Raw genomic sequence first — 18,122 nt, 5'->3', positions numbered from 1 at the left:
CCCGGACACCTTCCGGCTGTTCAACCAGAGCCTTGACGTCCCTTCGGCGGGAGCTCTCAAGCGGGCCGTGCGCCACGCTCTGAATCCGCGGCCTGCGTCCTCGGCTGAGGCTCCTACCCCAACTGGGTACCCGGCTGCGCAGACCTGACGCCCTTCGACACCGCGAAGCGAAGGAACCGACATGGTCACACCTGAGCCGGTTTCGGCGTTGACGTTCGGTGGCCCGTCAGACGCACCAGGGGCCGTCGTCCTCACTGAGCCCACCCGCGTTTATGGCGCGTCGGGGTGGGTAGTTCGCAACAATGGGCGTGCCGGCCGCCCCGTGCGATGGCGGCCGAAGACGACGTTACCGACAGTGCCAGTCTCGATCACGAGTGTTCCATCGATCCGCTCCTGCGAGTCCGCTGTATGAGGTCACCGACCAGCGACGCGCACGCGCGGTTCACGGAAGGAGTGCCCAGGGCCAGCATGGCGCCGTCAGTAGGGGATGATGCAGACGGGCGGGGGCAGCAGCGGCCACTGCTCGGCAGCGGGATGCTACTGCTCTTCATTGCTCTGATCGGCTGTTTCACTGCTTGGGGCATAGCGCAGGACCTGACCACGCCGATGGTGGCGGGATTCAAGCGCATCTTCGAGATGAGCACCTTCCAGGCGTCGCTCGTCCAGTTGGCTTACTTCGGCGCGTACTTCCTGCTCGCGCTTCCGGCGGCCTTCATCAACCAGCGTTTCGGCTACAAGACGGGAATCCTCACCGGACTGGGGCTCGCGGCGCTGGGCGCATTCCTCTTCTATCCGGCAAGCAAGATCATGACGTACGAGGCGTTCCTGCTGGCCCTGTTCGCGATGGCCGCGGGCTGCTCGATCCTGGAGACCTCCGCGAACCCGTACGTCATGTCGCTCGGCCCGGAGGAGACGGCGACCCGGCGGCTGAACTTCGCCCAGGCATTCAATCCGGTAGGCACGAACATCGGTGTACTGCTGGCCTCGACGCTCATCCTGCCCAAGCTCGTGGAGCCGGTGGACATCGCGTCGCTGAGCCCGGATCAGCTGCGCACCATCCGCGCGGGCGAGCTCGGCGCGGTGATGGCCCCTTACCTGGGGCTGGCCGTCCTCCTGGTGCTCATCGCCGTCGCCATCGCGAGCCAGAAGGCGCCGCCGATCGTCGAGGAGTTCCCCGATGCCGGCCCGCACACCGGTGGCACCCGCGACCTGTTCGGCGTGCTGTGGCGCAGCAAGCGTTACCGCTTCGGGGTGCTCGCCCAGTTCGCGAACATCGGGGCTCAGGTGTGCACCTGGACGTACCTGATCCAGTACGTGCAGCAGGCACTGAGCGGCAGCCTGCAGAAGGGCGGCGCCTATCTGCAGCTCAGCCTGCTCGTCTTCCTCGCATCACGCTTCCTGATGACGTGGGTGATCGGTCGTGTGCGCGCCACCAAGGTGCTCGCCGTGCTGGCCTTGCTGGCGGTGGCGCTGTGCATGTTCGCGATGGTGAGTCCCAACCTCGCCGGGGTCCTCGCCGTGGTCTCCCTGTCCTTCTGCCTGTCGCTCATGTTTCCGACGATCTACGGCGTGGCCCTCAAAGGGCTCGGTCCGGCGACCAAGTTCGGCGCCGCCGGCCTCGTGATGGCCATCGTGGGCGGCGCGATCATGCCGGTGATACAGGGCAGGCTCGTGGACCGGACGAGCGCGGCGATCTCCTTCATCGTCCCAGCCGTCTGCTTCGCCGTCGTCGGGCTCTACGCCCTCTACGACCTCAGGGCCCCGGCCGGGCCCGTCTGCGGGAGCGCCGAGCCGGTCCTGCCCAAGGGCGCCGGGCCGAGCACCGTCACCGGGAGCACGGCATGAACCGCCGGCGCCGCGTGGCAGCGGCAGTCGCGGTCGTGGTGCTCGCCGTGGCCGGCTGCGGTCCACCGAAGCCGACGAGCCCAACGAAGGAAACCAAGCAGCTCGAGGTCGTGTCGTGGTGGACTTCCGGCTCCGAAGCTGCCGCGCTGAACGTCCTGTTCACCGCCATGCATCAGACGAATCCGAATGTCGACGTCGTCAACGCCGCGGTCCCGGGCGGCGCCGGGTCGCAGGCGGTCGTGGCCCTGGCCAAGCGGCTGCAGAACGGCAACCCGCCCGACGTCTGGCAGACCTTCGCGGGCAAGTCCGTGCAGGGCTACGCCGACAGCGGCGTCATCCGCGACGTCGCGCCGGTCTTCGCCGAGGAGGACCTACGCGCGACGATGCAGCCGACCATCCTGGGTGCGCTCATGCACGGCGGCAAGCCGTACGGGGTGCCGACAGGTGCCCATCGCAGCAACATGCTGTGGTTCAACACCGAGCTCCTCAACCGGGCGGGCGTCACACCACCCTCCGGCGACTACGCCCTCGCCGCCTTCCTGGACGACCTGCGGAAGGTCAAGGCGTCTGGAGCCATCCCCCTGTGTCTCGGCGGAAAGGACCCGTTCACCACCGTCGAGCTGTTCGAGAACGTGCTACTCACCACCATCGGGGTGAAGGGCTGGCAGGACATGGCCGGCGACCGCCTCAACTGGCGCAGCGCGCAGGTGCGGACAGCGCTGCGGACCTTCGGCGACATCCTCGCCTACGCCGATCCCGAAGCGGGCACGTTGACCTGGGACGCGGCGACAAAGAACCTCGCCAGTGGTGGTTGCGCCTTCGAGTCCATGAACGACTCGGCGTACGGCGAGCTGGTCACCTCCGGCGCGCGAGAGGGCAAGGACTTCGGAGCTGTGGCGTTTCCCGGCACCGACGACAGCTTCCTCGCGGTCGTCGACGTCTTCGTGGCCGCGACCAGAGCCAAGAACGCCAAGAACGCCCTCACCTTCCTCAGCGACATCAGCAAGCCGGCGACCCAGATCCCGTTCAGCAAGGCGAAGGGGTCAGTACCGGTGCTCCGGAACATCGACATTTCATCCCTGTCCGCCTACCAGCGAGATGCCTCGAAGAGCCTCTGGGGCTCATCGGTGCTGCTGTCGGTCGCCCACGGCGAGGCCATGAGCCCGGCGTTCCAGGATGGCTTCTACTACGCCGTGTCGAACTACGTACGCACCCACGACCCGGACGCCTTCGCCCGGGATCTCGAAAACGCGGTCACCAAGGACAAGATCCCGCCACGCTGATGCGGGGGTCAAGCGTTGTTGCTCACGCGATGCTTGATGCCGTGGGCTCGTAAATCTGGTTCGAAGGCCGTGATGTGCGGTTTCGTGCGAGGTCGACCGGACGAGGTCGACGACAATTCAGGCCATGAATGCGTCGCTGGTGTTGCGGATGCCGACAATGACGTCCGCCCTGGTCAGGGTCGGTTTGACTATGACAACAGATCTTGCGCTCGTCAAACATGTCCAGGCTGGTCGTATCGCTGGCGACAACTGGGCGAGGATGCCTGAACGTGCTGCTTCGACTGGCTTACCTCGGCGTGACCAACGCGCTGGCGATGCTGCGGCTGCTCGGGATGAGCGACCGGGCAAAGGACGCCGAAATCCTCGCCCTGCGACATCAGATCACCGTCCTCGAACGACAGCTGCACGGCCAGAAATCCGGTTCACCCCCGCCGACCGGGCGCTGCTTACCGCACTGCTGCACCGACTACCCCGCGGCGTGCCACGCCAGATCCGGCTGCGCCGCGTTGTCAGCCGCTTCGGCCCCTCGCGACTGTGATTCGCGGTGTCGCTGACGACGCGGCGTTTCACGCCGGCGCGGACGGGGGCCAGCCGAGCAGTCTGGCGCCGAGAACTGCAGCGTGCAGCGTGAAGCGCTGGGTCGGCTCGCCGGGGTGGTAGCCCGTGAGGCTGTGGATGCGGTCCAAGCGATAGGTGACCGCCCGGACGGACAGGTGCATCTGCCGGGCGGTGGCCGTGTAGTTGCCCTGATTGTCGAAGAGCACCGTGAGGGTGTCCAGGTACGGTTGCGCACCGCCGCGCGGTCATCAGTGGGCCGAGCACGGTGGTGACGAGGTCGATGATGGCGTCGCGGTCACGCAGCAGCACGGGGAAGACGAGCAGGTCGGCGGCGTTGAGCACGGGCGTGGTGAAGCCAAGTTTGCTGGCGTGCTCGAGGGTGTTGCGGGCCTCGTCGAGGGACGTGGTGAGGCCGGGCAGGCCAGGGTAGGCGCGGCCGACGGCGATCTGCCAGCCGTCGGCGCCGAGTTCGCCGAGTAGCAGATGGGCCAGCTCGGCGGCGATGCCGCGCAGTCCGCCGGCGCTGACGCACACCAGGTCGCCGTCGCGGAGGGTGGTCAGCGTGTTGCCGTCGCCGAACCGGCCGGCGAGCGCGGCGTCGATGCGGTGCACGATGTGCGCGTTGAGGCCGGCGGCGCGGGCGACGAGCACGACCTGGGAGGCGGAGATGCGGATGCCGTAGCGGTGCGCCCGTTCGGCCAGCCCTCCGGGGCTGGCGCGTCCGGTGAGCAGGTCGTTGATGAAGGCCGGCCCAGGGACTCCACCCGTTCGACCGCGGCGAGCCGACCACACCGCACGATCGCCACCCGATCCGCCGAGTGCTGCACCTCGGCCAGGACATGGGAGGACATGCACACCGTCTGCCCGGCGGTCCGCGCATCGCGGACCATCGCCAGGAACTCCCGCTGCACGAGAGGGTCGAGGCCGCTGGTCGGCTCGTCGAGGATGAGCAGCGCCGGCTGGTGCATGAACGCCTGCACCAGTCCGACCTTTGCTTGTTGCCCTTGCTCAGCGCGTGCACCGGCCGCGACAACCTCGCAGCCTGCGCCAGCAACCGCGCGACAGTGATCAGCCGCGGTCGTCCGTGGACAGTTGCATTGGGCAGTTGTACGTGGGCACGCTGCGTCGGTTCGGATAGTCTATGACGCAGGTGCGCCGGGAAGTCTGGTCGGCAGTGACTGATCCGACCCATGATTGCGAGCACCGACGTGAATGACGATCCCCGCCGCACGGCGACGCTGTTCGGACGCGGCACCTGGCCAGAGGCCCGCCGGATCGGTGCGATCCTGCGTCAGGAGACCATCGGCGGGGCGCTGCTCCTGGCCGGAGCGGTGATCGCCCTGGTGTGGGCGAATTCTCCATGGTCAGCGGCGTACGAGGCGCTGCGGGAGCTGCGGGTCGGCCCGGCCGCCTGGCATCTGGACCTGCCGCTGGCCGTCTGGGCCGCGGACGGGCTGCTGGCGATCTTCTTCTTCGTCGCCGGTCTGGAACTCAAACGTGAATTCGTCGCCGGTGACCTCCGCGCCCCCCGCCGGGCGGTCGTGCCCGTCGCCGCCGCTGTGGGAGGCGTCGTCGTGCCGGCGCTGCTGTACACAGCGGTCAACTTCGGCACCAGCGGCGGAGCATCACGTGGCTGGGCGATCCCGACGGCCACGGACATCGCCTTCGCACTCGCCGTGCTGGCGGTGGTCGGCAGACACCTACCGACGTCGCTGCGCACGTTCCTGCTGACGCTCGCAGTGGTCGACGATCTGCTGGCGATCGTCATCATCGCGGTGTTCTACACCTCCAGCCTGTCGGTGCTGCCGCTGCTGGCGGCGCTGCTGCCCCTGGCGGCGTTCGCCGTGCTGGTCCAGCGCCGGGTGCGGTCATGGTGGCTGCTGCTGCCGCTCGCCGCGGCGACGTGGGTGCTGGTGCACGAGTCCGGTGTGCACGCCACCGTCGCCGGTGTCCTGCTGGCGCTGACCGTGCCGGTCGCACGCAGCGAGCGGGCTGGTGGACCCGGCGCCGGTCCCGGCCTCGCCGAACATTTCGAGCACCGGTTCCGGCCGGTGTCCGCCGGGCTCGCGGTGCCGATCTTCGCCCTGCTGTCCGCCGGTGTGACCATCGGCGGACTCGGCGGGCTCGCGACCTCGATGGCCGATCGGGTCACCGTCGGCATCATCGCCGGCCTGATCCTCGGCAAGGTCGTCGGCATCACCCTGGCAACGTGGCTGGTCGCCCGGTTCACCCGTGCCGACCTCGACGAAGGGCTCGCCTGGACCGACGCGTTCGGCCTGGCCTTGCTCGGCGGTATCGGCTTCACCGTCTCGCTGCTCATCGGCGAGCTGGCCTTCGGCGCAGGCACCGAACGGGACGACCACGTGAAGGTCGCGGTGCTGACCGGGTCACTGATCGCCGCGCTGCTGGCCACCGTGGTGCTGCGGCTGCGGAACAACGCGTACCGCCGCATCCACGAGGCCGAATCCATTGACGCCGACGACAATGGCATTCCTGACGTGTACGAGACGGCGGACAGTGGTCGCGGCTGAGTACGGTGGCCCCGGTGAGTACCGGAACGTACCGACCAGTGTGGACAGTTCGTTGGACATGCGGGCCAGGTCGGCTGCGGACTGCTGGGACTCGGTGACGCTGTGGCTGGTGGTGTTGGCCGCCTCGGCGACGCCGGTGATGTTGGCGGCGATCTGGCCGGTGCCGGTCGCGGGTCAGGCGGCATGCCCCGCAGGCGCGTGCGGCGTCATCGGCTGTCTTCCTGGTACACGTCCGGGATGCCGTCGGCGTCCAGGTCGAGCTCCTCGATCTTGATCAGGCGGCGGTAACGGGCGTTGCGGATTCGCAGAACGATCCCTGCGAGCACCGCGGCGATCAGCGATCCGACCAGAATCCCGATCTTGGCGTCAGCATCGCGCTACGTGCCCGCACCGAACGCGAGCTCGCCGATGAGCAGCGACACGGTGAAACCCATCCCGGCGAGGATCGACACACCGAGCATGTCCCACCAGCTCAGCTCCGCCGCAAGCCGGGCGCGGCTGAACCGCTGCACCAGCCACGTCGAGCCGAGCACGCCGACCGTCTTGCCCACCACCAGCGCGACAACGATGCCGATCGTGACCGAGTTGGCCAGCCGGGCGCCGAGCGGCCCCTGCCCGACGACGGTCACCCCGGCGGCGAAGAACGCGAACACCGGCACGGCGACACCGGCCGAGACCGGCCGCCACCGCCGCTCGAAGTGCTGCGCCAGTTCGCAGCCGGACCCGTCCGGCCGGCGTCGCACCGGGACCGCGAAGCCGAGCAGCACCCCGGCGATCGTCGCATGGACCCCGGACGCGTGCATGAGCACCCATGTCGCCACGGCGAGGGGCAGCAGCACCCACCAGGCCCGCACCTGCCGGTGCGTGAGCAGGGCGAACAGCCCGAGCGGGACCAGCGTCAGAGCCAGCGGCACGACGCGGAGGCCACTGGTGTAGAACACACCGATGACCGTGATGCCGAGCAGATCGTCGACCACGGCGAGGGTCAGCGGGAACGTGCGCAGTGCCGCCGGCAGATGCGTGCTGAGCACCCCGAGCACGGCCAGGGCGAAGGCGACATCCGTCGCGGTCGGCACCGCCCATCCGGCGATCGCCCCACCCGCACCCCAGTTGACCGCCACGTAGATCACCGCGGGGCCGATCATGCCGCCGACCGCGGCGAGGATCGGCAGCACCGCGCGCCGCGGGTCCCGCAGGTCCCCGGCCACGAACTCCCGCTTGAGCTCGAGACCGGCGACGAAGAAGAAGACCGCCAGCAGCCCGTCGGCCGCCCACTGCGCCAACGACAGGTCCAGGTGCAAGACGTGCGGCCCGACCCGGACGGCGCCCAGCTCATGGTATGTGCCCCGCCAGGGCAGATTCGCCCACACCAGCGCGGTCACCGCCGCGGCCAGCAGCAACGCGCCGCCGACGGTCTCCGTACGCAGGATGTCGCCGATCCGGCTGACTTCGCCCCAGCTGCCCCGCCCGAGCAGCGGACGCTGACGAGACTGATCAGGCACGGTACCCATGTGGCTCCTGCGGGAAGGGTCGGCAACGCCACAGTCGTGCCCACCGACAGGACCCGCCGATGACGCTGCTGCTCGTATTCGCCGTCGTACTGCTCATCGCGGTGCTGGTGTCCGCCCTCGCCAACCGCACCGTACTGTCCACCGCCGTACTGTTCCTCGCCGCCGGGTTCCTGGCCGGCGACGGCGTCCTCGGCCTCGTCCACGTCACCCCCGCCACACCCATCGTCGCCACCCTCGCCGAACTCGCCCTGTTCGTCGTGCTGTTCACCGACGGCATGCGCGTCGGCTGGACCGACCTGCGCACCGCGTGGCGCCTGCCCGGCCGGGCACTCGGCTGGGGCCTGCCGCTCACCCTGCTCGTCACCGCCGTCATCGCCCACTACGTCGCCGGCCTCGACTGGCCCGAAGCCCTGCTCATCGGCGCGATCCTCGCCCCCACCGACCCCGTCTTCGCCGCCGCCCTCGTCGGCAACGACAAGGTCCCAGCCCGGCTACGGCACCTGCTCAACGTCGAGTCCGGCGTCAACGACGGGCTCGCCCTGCCGTTCGTCGTCGTCCTGCTCGCCGTCGCCGCCGAATCCGGCGACCTGCACCTGGCCGACCTCGGCACAGAGCTGCTCCTCGGCGTGGCCATCGGCGTCGCCGTACCGTGGCTGGCGATCCGCCTGGAACGCACCCGCTGGTTCGCCGTCTCCGAGCAGTACCTGCCACTCAACGCCGTCGCGATCGGCCTGCTCGTCCTCGCCATCGGCAAAGCCACCCACGCCAACCTGTTCCTCGCCGCATTCGCCGCCGGCATCACCGTCGCCACCGTCGGCCGCCGCGAACGCGAAGCCTTCGAACACTTCGGCGAACTCCTCGCCGAAGTCTTCAAGCTCGTCGCGCTGCTGGTCTTCGGCGCTCTGCTCACCCCGGCGTTCTTCGGTGACATCGCCTGGACCGGCTGGGTCTTCGCGATCCTCGCCCTCGTCGTCGCCCGCCCCGCCGCACTTGCCGTCTCGTTCCTCGGCTCGCGCCTGGGGATGCGGGAGCAACTCGCGGCGATGTGGTTCGGACCGAAGGGCTTCGCCTCCGTCGTCTACGGCCTGCTCGTCCTCGCCTCCGGCATCGCCGCCGCCCAACAGGTCTTCACCCTCGTCGCCCTCACCATCGTGCTCAGCATCGTGCTGCACTCCTCCACCGACGTCCTCGTCGCCCGCGGCTTCGACCCCACCCTCATGCCCGCCTGGCGGCAACGCATCGAACACCGCGGCCGCAAACTCCTGCGCCGCGGACCCGCACGGCCCACGACGCAGCAGCCCGACGATGTCTGAGCTGCCGGCACCTTCAGCGGTCTGGCGCGGCCGCCGGCGCCAGAGCGAGGACCGCATCCCGCCGCCGCGTACGCCTCGACAGCCAGCCGCACTGCAGCGGCTCCCGAAGTGGCCACGAGCAGCAGGTGTGGCCGGCGCAGCGCCCACCGGCCCAGGCCCGCCTGGAGCGCCGCCCTCACACCCATCGCGGGGCACCCTCCCGCCAGGCGTACACGACGCCCGCCATCAGCACATCCAGGAAGGCGAACATCTCCACCATGGCATTGACGCCTACCTGGGCCACCACCAGCGCCCACGGGTACATGAGGGATTCGGGTGATCGCGCGGGCCGGCCGCGATCTCAGTCCGGCTTACGTTGCGGTCGGTACTGCCGGTCTGGCACCGGCTCGATCTCTCGGGGGTGGCCCACAGGCCACCCCCGAGATGGTGTTCCTGGCACGGATCTGCTGGTCAGCCCGCGGTGCAGGTCAGTGTCGGCGCGGCGTTGGTGCCGCTGGCGCTGAGGCCGAACGCCGTGGTCGCGCCGGGGGCGAGGGTCGCGTTGTAGGTGACCGGTTTCGCGGTGACGGCGGCGCCGGCAGTGGTCAGCGTGGTGTTCCACGAGTTGGTGATGGTCTGGCCGTTCGCGAACGTCCAGGTGACCGTCCAGGTGCTGATGGTCGTGGAGCCCGTGTTGCGGACCGCGACCTCGGCGTTGAACCCGCCGGTCCACGAGTCGGTCACGGCGTAGCCGGCGCTGCACGCGCCCTGACCGGCCGGCGGAGTCGTCGGCGGCGGGGTGGTCGGGGGCGTGGTGCCACCGTTGATCGAGACCTCTCCGAGGTTGAGCGTCCACGGGTCGTTCATGAGCGCGCCGGAGTTCTGGTTCTGCGGCGGCCCCCACTTGTCGTTCCATGCGAGGAAGTAAGAGGTCTTCGGGTAGTACTGCTTGATCGCGTTGATCCACTTGCCGTAGTCGAACGGCGAGTTGTCCGGACCGATCTCGGTGAAGGTGAACGGCTTGCCGAGGCCCAGCACCTGGTTGTACGTGCTCTGGATACCGGACGCGGCCGGGTTGTCGTCGTAGGCGTCCATGCCGACGATGTCCACCGCGTCGCCACCGGCGAAGTGGCCGGTGGCGTTGCCGCGGCTGAAGTCGGGCGCGTAGACCCAGATGAGGTTGTCCAGGCCACGGGTGTTGACCAGGTGGTTGTGCATGGAGTTCCAGACGTTCTTGAACGTCGTGGTGTCCTGGCCGCCCCACCAGAACCAGTCGCCGTTCATCTCGTGGAAGGGCCGCCACAGCACGACCACGCCCGAGCTCTTGAGGTCCGCGAGGCCGTCGCCGACCTGTTTGAGGCTGTTGAGCCAGGCGCTGCCCACGGCGGTGCCGGGGTTGGTGATGTCGGCGAAGTTGGGCAGCTTGGTGCCGAAGCCGCCGCTGCCCGGATTCGGCCAGTGGATGCCGACGCTGACCAACCCGCCCCGCTGCTGCCAGCTCTTCAGCGTGCTGTTGCAGGAGCTGTTGACCTGAGTGTTGCTGCCGGTGACCCAGTTGCCGTAGTCGCAGGCGAGCACCGCCGGGTACTGGCCGGTCTGGTTGTGCAGCTGCTCGGTCTGGTCGAGGTTGAACGTGCCACCGCTGTAGCCGCCGAAGAAGCCGGACGCAACCCGGTTGGAGCTGCCGGTGGGCAGGCCCGCGAGCCAGCTCAGCGTGCCACTGCGGGTGACCGGCCCCGACGGGGGCGGTGGCGGGGCTCCGGTGGCGTACACCTCGAGCTCGTAGAGCGAGTAGCCCCAGCTGGTGTTGGCCCGGGCCGTGCCGTACATGCGCAGGTAGCGACCGGTGCCGTTGACCGCCAGGTCGTTGACGCCACCCGCACCGGTGCCGGTGGTGTAGACGGTGGTCCAGTTGGTGGCGTCGGCGGACGTCTGGATCCGGTACCCCTTGGCGTAGGCGGCCTCCCAGCGCAGCACCACCCGCCTGATCGTCTGGCTGGCGCCGAGGTCGACCTGGATCCACTGTGGATCGTTGTAGGCACTGCCCCAGCGGGTCGAGGTGTTGCCGTCCACGGCGAGAGCGGCACCGAGGCTGCTGCTCTCGTTGGACGACGAGGTGACCGGGCGGTGCAGCGCGAGGTTGCCCGACGCCGGCGGCGTGACCGGCGGTGTCGTCGGTGCCGCGCCGGTGGTGACCGAGAACGACTCGACGGTCAGCCCGGCCCCGCCGGTCCACGGCTCGAAGCCGGCCTGCACGCTGGTCAGGTACCAGCCGGACTGCGCGTAGCCGCGGCCGACCGCGTCGTCGAAGAACGCCGAGACGGCGAAGTTCATCGAGGTCGCGGCGGTCTGGCGAACGTAGGACATGACGTTCCAGCCGCCGTTGTCGGCGATACGACCGCCCCACACGTCGAAGGCGGCGCCGCCGATGCTGGCGGTGGCGATCTTGCTGCCCACCGGCTGGATGGAGCCGAGATGGTTCAGCCAGACCATGATCTCAACGCCGTTGTTCTGCCCGGTGGTCTTGGCCGCCGGGTCGAACCAGATGTCGTACGCCGCGTCCCAGGCGCCGCCGCTCGGGTAGGTCATGGACACGCTGGTGGTGATCTGCCGGAAGCGGCTGTCGGACGCGGGCAGCGGCAGGATGGTGCCGGGGCTGCAGTTGCCGTAGTGGCAGCCGTAGTAGACCGACGGGTACGAGGCCGGTGCGCCGTTGGTCGCGTTGTTCGCGTCGCCGGTGTCCAGGCTGAAGCCGTCGACCGCGTTGTTGACCGTGATGCACTGCTGGACACCGGTGCCCCAGCGGTTGTTCTGCACGACGTACCGGCTGCCGGTCACGCTGCCGTACTGGTCGCAGATCTGGGTGGCGGCTTGGGCGTTCGTCACCTGCACGACGGTGGTGAGCACTCCGGCGGCCAGGACGGCGCCTGCCAAAAGCGCTGCTCGGAACCTGTTCATCTGCTCCTCGAAACCCTTTGCTCGGGTGAACGGGGGGTGCCGTGGCGGACCGTCGGCGCCACGACGGTGCGTCGGTCGCAGGTGGCGGCTGCGGAACCCACGCGGCGGACCGTGACGGTGTGCCGAGGGTCGAACATGGTCGATACTGATACTTAGCCGCTTCATATGCAAGCGCCCAGTGTCAGATTCAGCGCGGCAGCGACGAGCGCCGACGCCCGGGGAGGGTTGCGCGGCGCATGAACCGCTGCATCGAAGCGATTCGACGCCACAATGACGCTGACTGGCATTTCCCACGTCGATCCCGATCGGCAGCGCCCACAGCGTCGATGCGATTCGATGCAGGAGACCTCGCCGGCATGGAAGTTTCACCATACGACTCGGACCATCGATCGATCGATTGACAACTTAGCCGCTTAAGGGAAAACATCGCGGTCACCCGGATCTGCCCAAGGAGGCGCAATGAGACGTCGTGCACCCGTCCGGCTCGTCACGGCCGCAGCGGCGGTCGCCGTCACCGTGCTCGCGGCCGGCCTGGCCACCACACCATCGGCGCAGGCCGCCGCCGACGGATGTCAGGTCAGGTACCAGGTCACCAACGACTGGGGATCGGGCGCCACCGCGACCGTGGTCGTCACCAACACGGGACCCACCGCCGTGAACGGATGGACGCTCGCCTGGAGCTTCCCGGCCGGCCAGACGATCACCGACATGTGGAACGCCACAAAGACCCAGTCCGGCGCCGACGCCACGGCGACCAACGTCAGCTACAACGCGGCCATCCCGGCAGGCGGCGGCTCGGTCAGCTTCGGCTTCAACGTCACCTACGCCGGGTCGAACCCGTCCCCGGCCGCGTTCACGCTCAACGGCGTGGCCTGCTCGCCTCCCGGTACGACACCGTCGAGCAGCCCATCAGGCAGCCCGTCGAGCAGTCCGTCGAGCAGTCCGGGTCCGAGCGGCCCGGGCGTGCCGACGGGAAACCTGGCGCTGCGCCGTCCCGTGACAGCGTCGTCCACCGAGGGAGCCGGGCTGTCCCCGGCGAACGCGGCGGACGGCGACCGCACCACCCGCTGGTCCAGCCTGTACACAGATCCGCAGTGGCTGCAGGTCGACCTCGGCGCCGAGTACCCGGTCCGGCAGGTGATCCTGCGGTGGGAGGCCGCATACGCCCGCGCGTACCAGATCCAGACCTCCACCGACGCGACGACCTGGACGACCGTGTCCGGCACCACGACGGGCGACGGCGGCGACGACGTGCTCGCCGTCGACGGCCACGGCCGGTACGTGCGGATGTCCGGCACCGCCCGCGGCACCGCCTGGGGCTACTCGCTCTTCGAGCTCGAGGTCTACGCGGTGCCGGTCGCGGCACCGCCGGGCCCGGACTGCGGGCAGTCGCCGGCCGACCCAGACGCCGGCTCCAAGGCGCGGCACCTGATCTGTTACCTCAGGACCCACACCTACGTCAGCGGGCAGACCGACCTGCCGGACGCGGACAAGGTGCAGCAGCTGACCGGCCGCTACCCGGCGATCGTCGCCTTCGACTTCATGGAGTACACCCGCGGCAGTATCCAGACCCAGCAGGTCATCGACTGGGCGAGGCAGCGACAGGGGATCGTCGCTTTCCAATGGCACTGGTACTGCCCGCGCGGGGGCAACTACGCCGCGCCCTGTGACTTCGTGCCCGACCTGAACAACCCGTCCTCCAAGCTGTACCAGGACATCGACCTCGTCGTCGGCGAACTGAAGAAGCTAGGCGACGCCGGCGTGCCGGTCCTGTTCCGCCCGCTGCACGAGGCGAACAACAACTACATGTGGTGGACGAAGAAGGGCCAGGACGCCTACAAGCAGCTCTGGCGGCTCATCTACCAACGGGCCCGGCTGGCCGGGGCGCACAACGTCGTATGGGTGTTCAACGGCATGGCCAGCGGGCAGGGCACCGCACTGTCGTCCTGGTACCCCGGCGACGGCTACGCCGACCTGGTCACCTCCGACTACTTCCAGAGCGCCGGCGACCTCACCACCTGCAAGGCGATCGGCAACGGCAAGACCACAGGCGTCGCGGAGACGTTCAGCCCGCTCAACCCATCCACCGATCCCGCCTGGCCGTACTTCGTCGTCTGGGCCTCCCGCGACTGGAACGGCAGCGGCAAGGACGTCGCCGGCCTCTGGAAGACCGCCATGGCAAACCCTCGCACCATCTCCATCGACCAGCTGCCAAACATGACCGCCTGGTAGCCGCGTCAGCGACGCAACGGCGGGCCGGATCCCATGCCCGGGACCCGGCCCGCGCGATGTGCCACACCCCGGACGATCCGTGGAGGACGAAAGATGCGCACTCGAGTCATCGGCGGTGCCGTAGCCGCCGCGACGGTGGCCGCCACCGCGGTCGGTCTGCACAGCGCCCACGCCGACACCAGCGGCTGCGGCGTGCAGTACCGCGTCACCAACGACTGGGACACCGGGACGACGGTCGAGCTGACCATCGCCAACTTCGGCCCGCCGATCAGGCAGTGGACACTGCGCTGATCGTTCCCGGGCAACCGGCGCGTCAGCGACGGCTGGAGCGGCACCCACAGCCAGAGCGGCACCGCCGTCACCGCCGTCAACGCCGCCTACAACGGCACCATCGCGACGGACGGCACGGCGACCACCCGCTTCAACCTGACCTACGGCGGGTCCGACCCCGCACCGACGGCGTTTCAACCTCAACGGGCAGCCATGTGACGGACCCGCCGAACCGACCACCGGTCCCGCCACCCCGCCGGTCTCGGCGACCGCGTCGCCCCGACCGTCAGGCAGCGCCTCGCCGTCGCGTTCACCCAGCGGCCCGCCGGCTCCGTCCGGCCCGGCAATGACCGGCAATGCGACCCACTTCGACGGACTCGGCACGCCCTACGGCGGCTACGGCGTGCCCCAGGCAGAGCTCGACAGTCAGCACTTCGCGGCGCTCAACGTCTACAACACCCCCGGCGACTACACCACCTACTATCCGCGACCGATGGGCGTGCTCCTCGGCTCGAAATCGGCGCCTGACGACGGCCGCAACTGCGGCCGCTGGGTCCCGGTCACGATCGACGACTTCTGCTCCGGGCTCAACGAGGTGCGCCCGGCCACGCGGGCAGCGTTCACCGGCCCGCCTGACGTCAGTTCCACTGCGTCGAACACCGGGCGCCCAGGGTTGCCCGGCTCGGAGTACGGCCTCTGGCTCGGCATGAGCCGCAGCGCCCGGGGAATGAGGCGCTGAGCGCGGCGAAGAGCTGCAACGCGGAGGCCGTGGGAGGCGATTACCATGGAAGCGAAGGCCGGGGACCGGCTCATCGAAGAAGGCAAGCATGTCGGAGACCACCGTCGCATCGGTGTCATCACCGAAAGCGGCATGACGACGGACCCCGCCCTACGCGGTCCGCTGGCTGGACAGCGGCAACGAGGCGCTGGTGTAGCCGGGGGCCGACGCGCACATTGAACCGGCTCACGTTACGAGGAAGCCGGGCTGAACCAGCGCGGCAGCATCACCATGTCGTAGCGATCGCCATTGCGCGGAAAGCTCGGTCGCCATGCCATCGCGGACCACCCTCTGCACGGCGTAACCGCGACCCCAAACCATGTCGCGCGCCAGGTCGCCACACGTTCGGCAGGCAGATCTCCCGCGCACTCGACACCAGGTCGCGGCTGGACGCCAGGGTTTTGCGAGGAGGCCAACCATGATCCAGAACCGGGTCTTCGGCAATCGTGTCGACGCGGGCCGGCAGCTGGCTCGCAAGCTGTCCCACCTGCACGGTCAGGACGTAGTGGTACTGGGCCTGCCGCGCGGCGGGGTACCGGTGGCCTATCAGGTCGCCGAGGCGCTCCAGGCCCCGCTCGATGTGATCATCGTGCGGAAGCTCGGCGTCCCGGAGCAGCCCGAACTCGGTTTGGGTGCCGTCGGTGAAGACGGTGTCCGCGTGCTCAACCCGCGGGTGATCCGCCTCGCCGGTGTCACGACCGACGAACTGGCGCAGGTCGAGGAGCACGAACGGGCCCTGCTCGGCGAACGCGCGCGGCTGTTGCGCGGCGACCGTCCCGCGGAGGATCTCGCCGGGCGCACCGCGGTCATCGTCGACGACGGCATTGCCACCGGCTCCACCGCACGCGCCGCCTGCCAGGTCGCCCGCGCCCGCGGCGCCGCCCGCACCGTGCTGGCCATTCCGGTAGCGCCGGCCCGCCTGATCGAGCCCCTGCAACGCGACGCCGATGACGTGATCTGCGTGCACGCGCCGGACTGGTTGATGTCGGTCGGCCAGTGGTACGCCGACTTCGCCCCCACCTCCGACGACGAGGTCCGCGACCTGCTCATCCGTGCCGCCACCCAACGGGCGTCCACCGGGGCGCCGGCAGACACCGAACGGGGCGGCGGGGTGCCCGGCCGCGACGAGGAAGTCGTGATCAACACCGCGGACCTGAACCTGCCCGGACACCTCACCCTGCCCCCGGATCCGAGTGGGCTGGTCCTGTTCGCCCACGGCAGCGGCAGCAGCCGCCACAGCCCGCGCAACCGATACGTGGCCCTGACACTCAACCAGGCGGGCCTGGGCACCCTGCTGTTCGATCTGCTCACCCCCGGGGAAGCAGCCAGCAGGGCCAACGTGTTCGACATCGAACTGCTCGCCGAGCGGCTCGCCCGCGTCTCCGCCTGGGCGCACGATCAACCGTGGGGCCGTGACCTGACCATCGGGTGGTTCGGCGCCAGCACTGGTGCCGCAGCAGCACTGTGGGCTGCCGCCGAGCCGCACGCCGACGTCGCAGCGATCGTCTCCCGAGGCGGTCGCCCCGACCTGGCCGGACCCCAGCTGCCCGCCGTGACCGCCCCCACGCTGCTCATTGTCGGCGCTCTCGATACGCAGGTACTGGCCCTCAACCGAACCGCACAAAGCCGGATGCGATGCCCCACCGAGCTCGTCGTGGTACCTGGCGCCACGCATCTGTTCGAAGAGCCAGGCACCCTGACCGCCGCGGCCCGCCACGCTCAGGCCTGGTTCACCACTCACCTGCGCCACGTCGCCCACGCAGGCCACCGGCACTCCTGAGGGAAGGCCTCGCCGGACGTCAACGGAGCGGCCGGCCGCCGGTCACACCAACCATGCCCGCATAGACACAGCCTGATTAGGCTGTTCCATGCGGACGCGGGTGGTCGTGTATGACCGGCCTGCTCCCGGGTACGGCGAGTGCCCATGGTGGTTGTACCGTCCACCGGTCACAGCATGGCGGAGAATACGCCGCGCACCATGACCCCGGAAGCGGTCTTCGCGGCGCTCGCCTCGTCGCCGCGCGGGCTCTCGGCCGGCCAGGCCGCACAGCGACTGGTCGGCGGTGGGCGTAACGAGCTTCCAGCCCCGCGTCGCCGGTCGCCGCTGCGGCGCTTCGCCAGTCAGTTCACCGACCTGTTCGCCGTGGTGCTGCTGGTGGCGGCCGGTATCACCATGCTTGCACCTGGCTCAGTACGCTGCCGACGCGGTCCGGTCGCCCGTCTCGCAACACCATGGCCCGTACGACGGCGGGCCGACGGACCGCGGCGAACAATGCGGCGGCCGCGCCGGTACCGTCTTCGAACAGGCCGACTGGCAACTCGGCGGTCTGCGGACGCTCCCGTAGCCAGTCGAGCACGGCGACCAGCCAGCCGGCCAGGTCAACATGATGCCGCTGTGCCCTGTGCGTGCATCCTGTCCTCGCCGGTGTCGCCGTCACTCGGGGTGGATGCCGGAAACCGGCCCGCGGCCCCGTGCGGACGGCGCTGGACGTGAGCGCGGCCGTCACCGCGGTGGCGCTGCCGTGTGTCGTCGGCGCTGGCCGCCACGTGGCGAGCCGCCCTGCCAGGAAGGTGACTTCCCCTCGCACCCGTGGGCACGTCCGCCATCCACAGACCATGCTGTGGGTGGGGTCCCGGAAAGCGGCGTGAAGGTACACAGCCGGGAGGTCGGCGCCATGGACAAGTCGATCGGTCTGGCGTTTCGGTCGGCGGCACGGCGGCACGTGCCGGCGACGGGTGCGGGCGGTGCAAGCGTTCCGCCGGCGCCTTCAGGGACGCCCGGCGGCGGTGACGGCCCCTCCGCACCGGGGGATCCGGGATGAGCCTCGGTCTGCTGGCGCTGATCTGCGTGGCCGGCCTGGCCG

11 protein-coding genes and 5 pseudogenes are annotated in these 18,122 nt (G+C 69.5%); 11 read left to right on the top strand and 5 right to left on the bottom strand.

Annotation, left to right across the window (positions count from 1 at the left end; all coding sequences use genetic code 11):
• Positions 1-534: 534 nt before the first annotated feature.
• Entirely contained in the window at positions 535-1,845 is a 1,311-nt protein-coding gene (gene fucP, locus AB0J72_RS53215) for an L-fucose:H+ symporter permease (RefSeq protein ID WP_363415028.1), read from the top strand.
• Positions 1,842-3,128 (top strand): ABC transporter substrate-binding protein, encoded by a 1,287-nt coding sequence (locus AB0J72_RS53210; RefSeq protein ID WP_363415025.1) that lies wholly within the window; start codon positions 1,842-1,844, stop codon positions 3,126-3,128. Before fucP ends, AB0J72_RS53210 begins: the two co-directional genes overlap by 4 nt.
• 566 nt (positions 3,129-3,694) lie before the next feature.
• Here AB0J72_RS53210 and AB0J72_RS53205 read toward each other — a convergent pair.
• Positions 3,695-3,892, bottom strand: coding sequence for a helix-turn-helix domain-containing protein (locus AB0J72_RS53205; RefSeq protein ID WP_363415094.1), 198 nt, complete (start codon positions 3,890-3,892; stop codon positions 3,695-3,697).
• Positions 3,893-4,118: 226 nt separating this feature from the next.
• Positions 4,119-4,478: pseudogene (locus AB0J72_RS53200) on the bottom strand (hypothetical protein); the annotation flags it as partial.
• Positions 4,479-4,876: 398 nt separating this feature from the next.
• Between AB0J72_RS53200 and nhaA (AB0J72_RS53195) the strand changes: the two are divergent.
• Positions 4,877-6,217, top strand: a complete 1,341-nt coding sequence (nhaA, locus tag AB0J72_RS53195; RefSeq protein ID WP_363415022.1) for a Na+/H+ antiporter NhaA — start codon at positions 4,877-4,879, stop codon at positions 6,215-6,217.
• Between the two features lie 206 nt (positions 6,218-6,423).
• Here nhaA (AB0J72_RS53195) and nhaA (AB0J72_RS53190) read toward each other — a convergent pair.
• Positions 6,424-7,728 (bottom strand): annotated as a pseudogene (gene nhaA, locus AB0J72_RS53190) (Na+/H+ antiporter NhaA).
• 59 nt (positions 7,729-7,787) lie between these two features.
• Here nhaA (AB0J72_RS53190) and AB0J72_RS53185 point away from each other — a divergent pair.
• Complete coding sequence (locus tag AB0J72_RS53185; protein ID WP_363415020.1) at positions 7,788-9,041, top strand: cation:proton antiporter; 1,254 nt, start codon at positions 7,788-7,790, stop codon at positions 9,039-9,041.
• A 175-nt stretch (positions 9,042-9,216) separates the two neighbouring features.
• Here AB0J72_RS53185 and AB0J72_RS53180 read toward each other — a convergent pair.
• Positions 9,217-9,354, bottom strand: a pseudogene (locus AB0J72_RS53180) (NADH-quinone oxidoreductase subunit A); the annotation flags it as partial.
• Between the two features lie 137 nt (positions 9,355-9,491).
• Positions 9,492-11,954: a glycosyl hydrolase gene (locus AB0J72_RS53175; RefSeq protein ID WP_363415017.1), complete on the bottom strand. Its 2,463-nt coding sequence runs from the start codon at positions 11,952-11,954 to the stop codon at positions 9,492-9,494.
• A gap of 483 nt (positions 11,955-12,437) precedes the next feature.
• On the opposite strand from AB0J72_RS53175, the gene AB0J72_RS53170 reads away from it, so the two are divergent.
• The 7 genes and pseudogenes from AB0J72_RS53170 to AB0J72_RS53140 all read left to right on the top strand — a co-directional run bounded on the left by AB0J72_RS53170 (position 12,438) and on the right by AB0J72_RS53140 (position 17,752).
• Positions 12,438-14,210: a cellulose binding domain-containing protein gene (locus AB0J72_RS53170; protein ID WP_363415014.1), complete on the top strand. Its 1,773-nt coding sequence runs from the start codon at positions 12,438-12,440 to the stop codon at positions 14,208-14,210.
• Positions 14,211-14,243: 33 nt separating this feature from the next.
• A pseudogene (locus tag AB0J72_RS53165) lies at positions 14,244-14,699 on the top strand (cellulose binding domain-containing protein).
• Positions 14,700-14,826: 127 nt separating this feature from the next.
• Entirely contained in the window at positions 14,827-15,219 is a 393-nt protein-coding gene (locus tag AB0J72_RS53160) for a hypothetical protein (protein WP_363415011.1), read from the top strand.
• A 45-nt stretch (positions 15,220-15,264) separates the two neighbouring features.
• Positions 15,265-15,438 (top strand): DUF1918 domain-containing protein, encoded by a 174-nt coding sequence (locus tag AB0J72_RS53155; RefSeq protein WP_363415009.1) that lies wholly within the window; start codon positions 15,265-15,267, stop codon positions 15,436-15,438.
• 238 nt (positions 15,439-15,676) lie between these two features.
• A pseudogene (locus AB0J72_RS53150) lies at positions 15,677-16,294 on the top strand (phosphoribosyltransferase family protein); the annotation flags it as partial.
• A 99-nt stretch (positions 16,295-16,393) separates the two neighbouring features.
• Positions 16,394-17,038: a hydrolase gene (locus AB0J72_RS53145; protein ID WP_363415091.1), complete on the top strand. Its 645-nt coding sequence runs from the start codon at positions 16,394-16,396 to the stop codon at positions 17,036-17,038.
• Between the two features lie 144 nt (positions 17,039-17,182).
• Positions 17,183-17,752 (top strand): cation-transporting P-type ATPase, encoded by a 570-nt coding sequence (locus AB0J72_RS53140; protein WP_363415006.1) that lies wholly within the window; start codon positions 17,183-17,185, stop codon positions 17,750-17,752.
• The last annotated feature ends 370 nt before the right edge of the window (positions 17,753-18,122 follow it).

This window comes from Dactylosporangium sp. NPDC049742 (assembly GCF_040674675.1).
Classification (GTDB): domain Bacteria; phylum Actinomycetota; class Actinomycetes; order Mycobacteriales; family Micromonosporaceae; genus Dactylosporangium; species Dactylosporangium maewongense.
The sequence above is the reverse complement of the archived record's forward strand: the minus strand, read 5'-3'. Positions and strand labels throughout refer to the sequence as shown.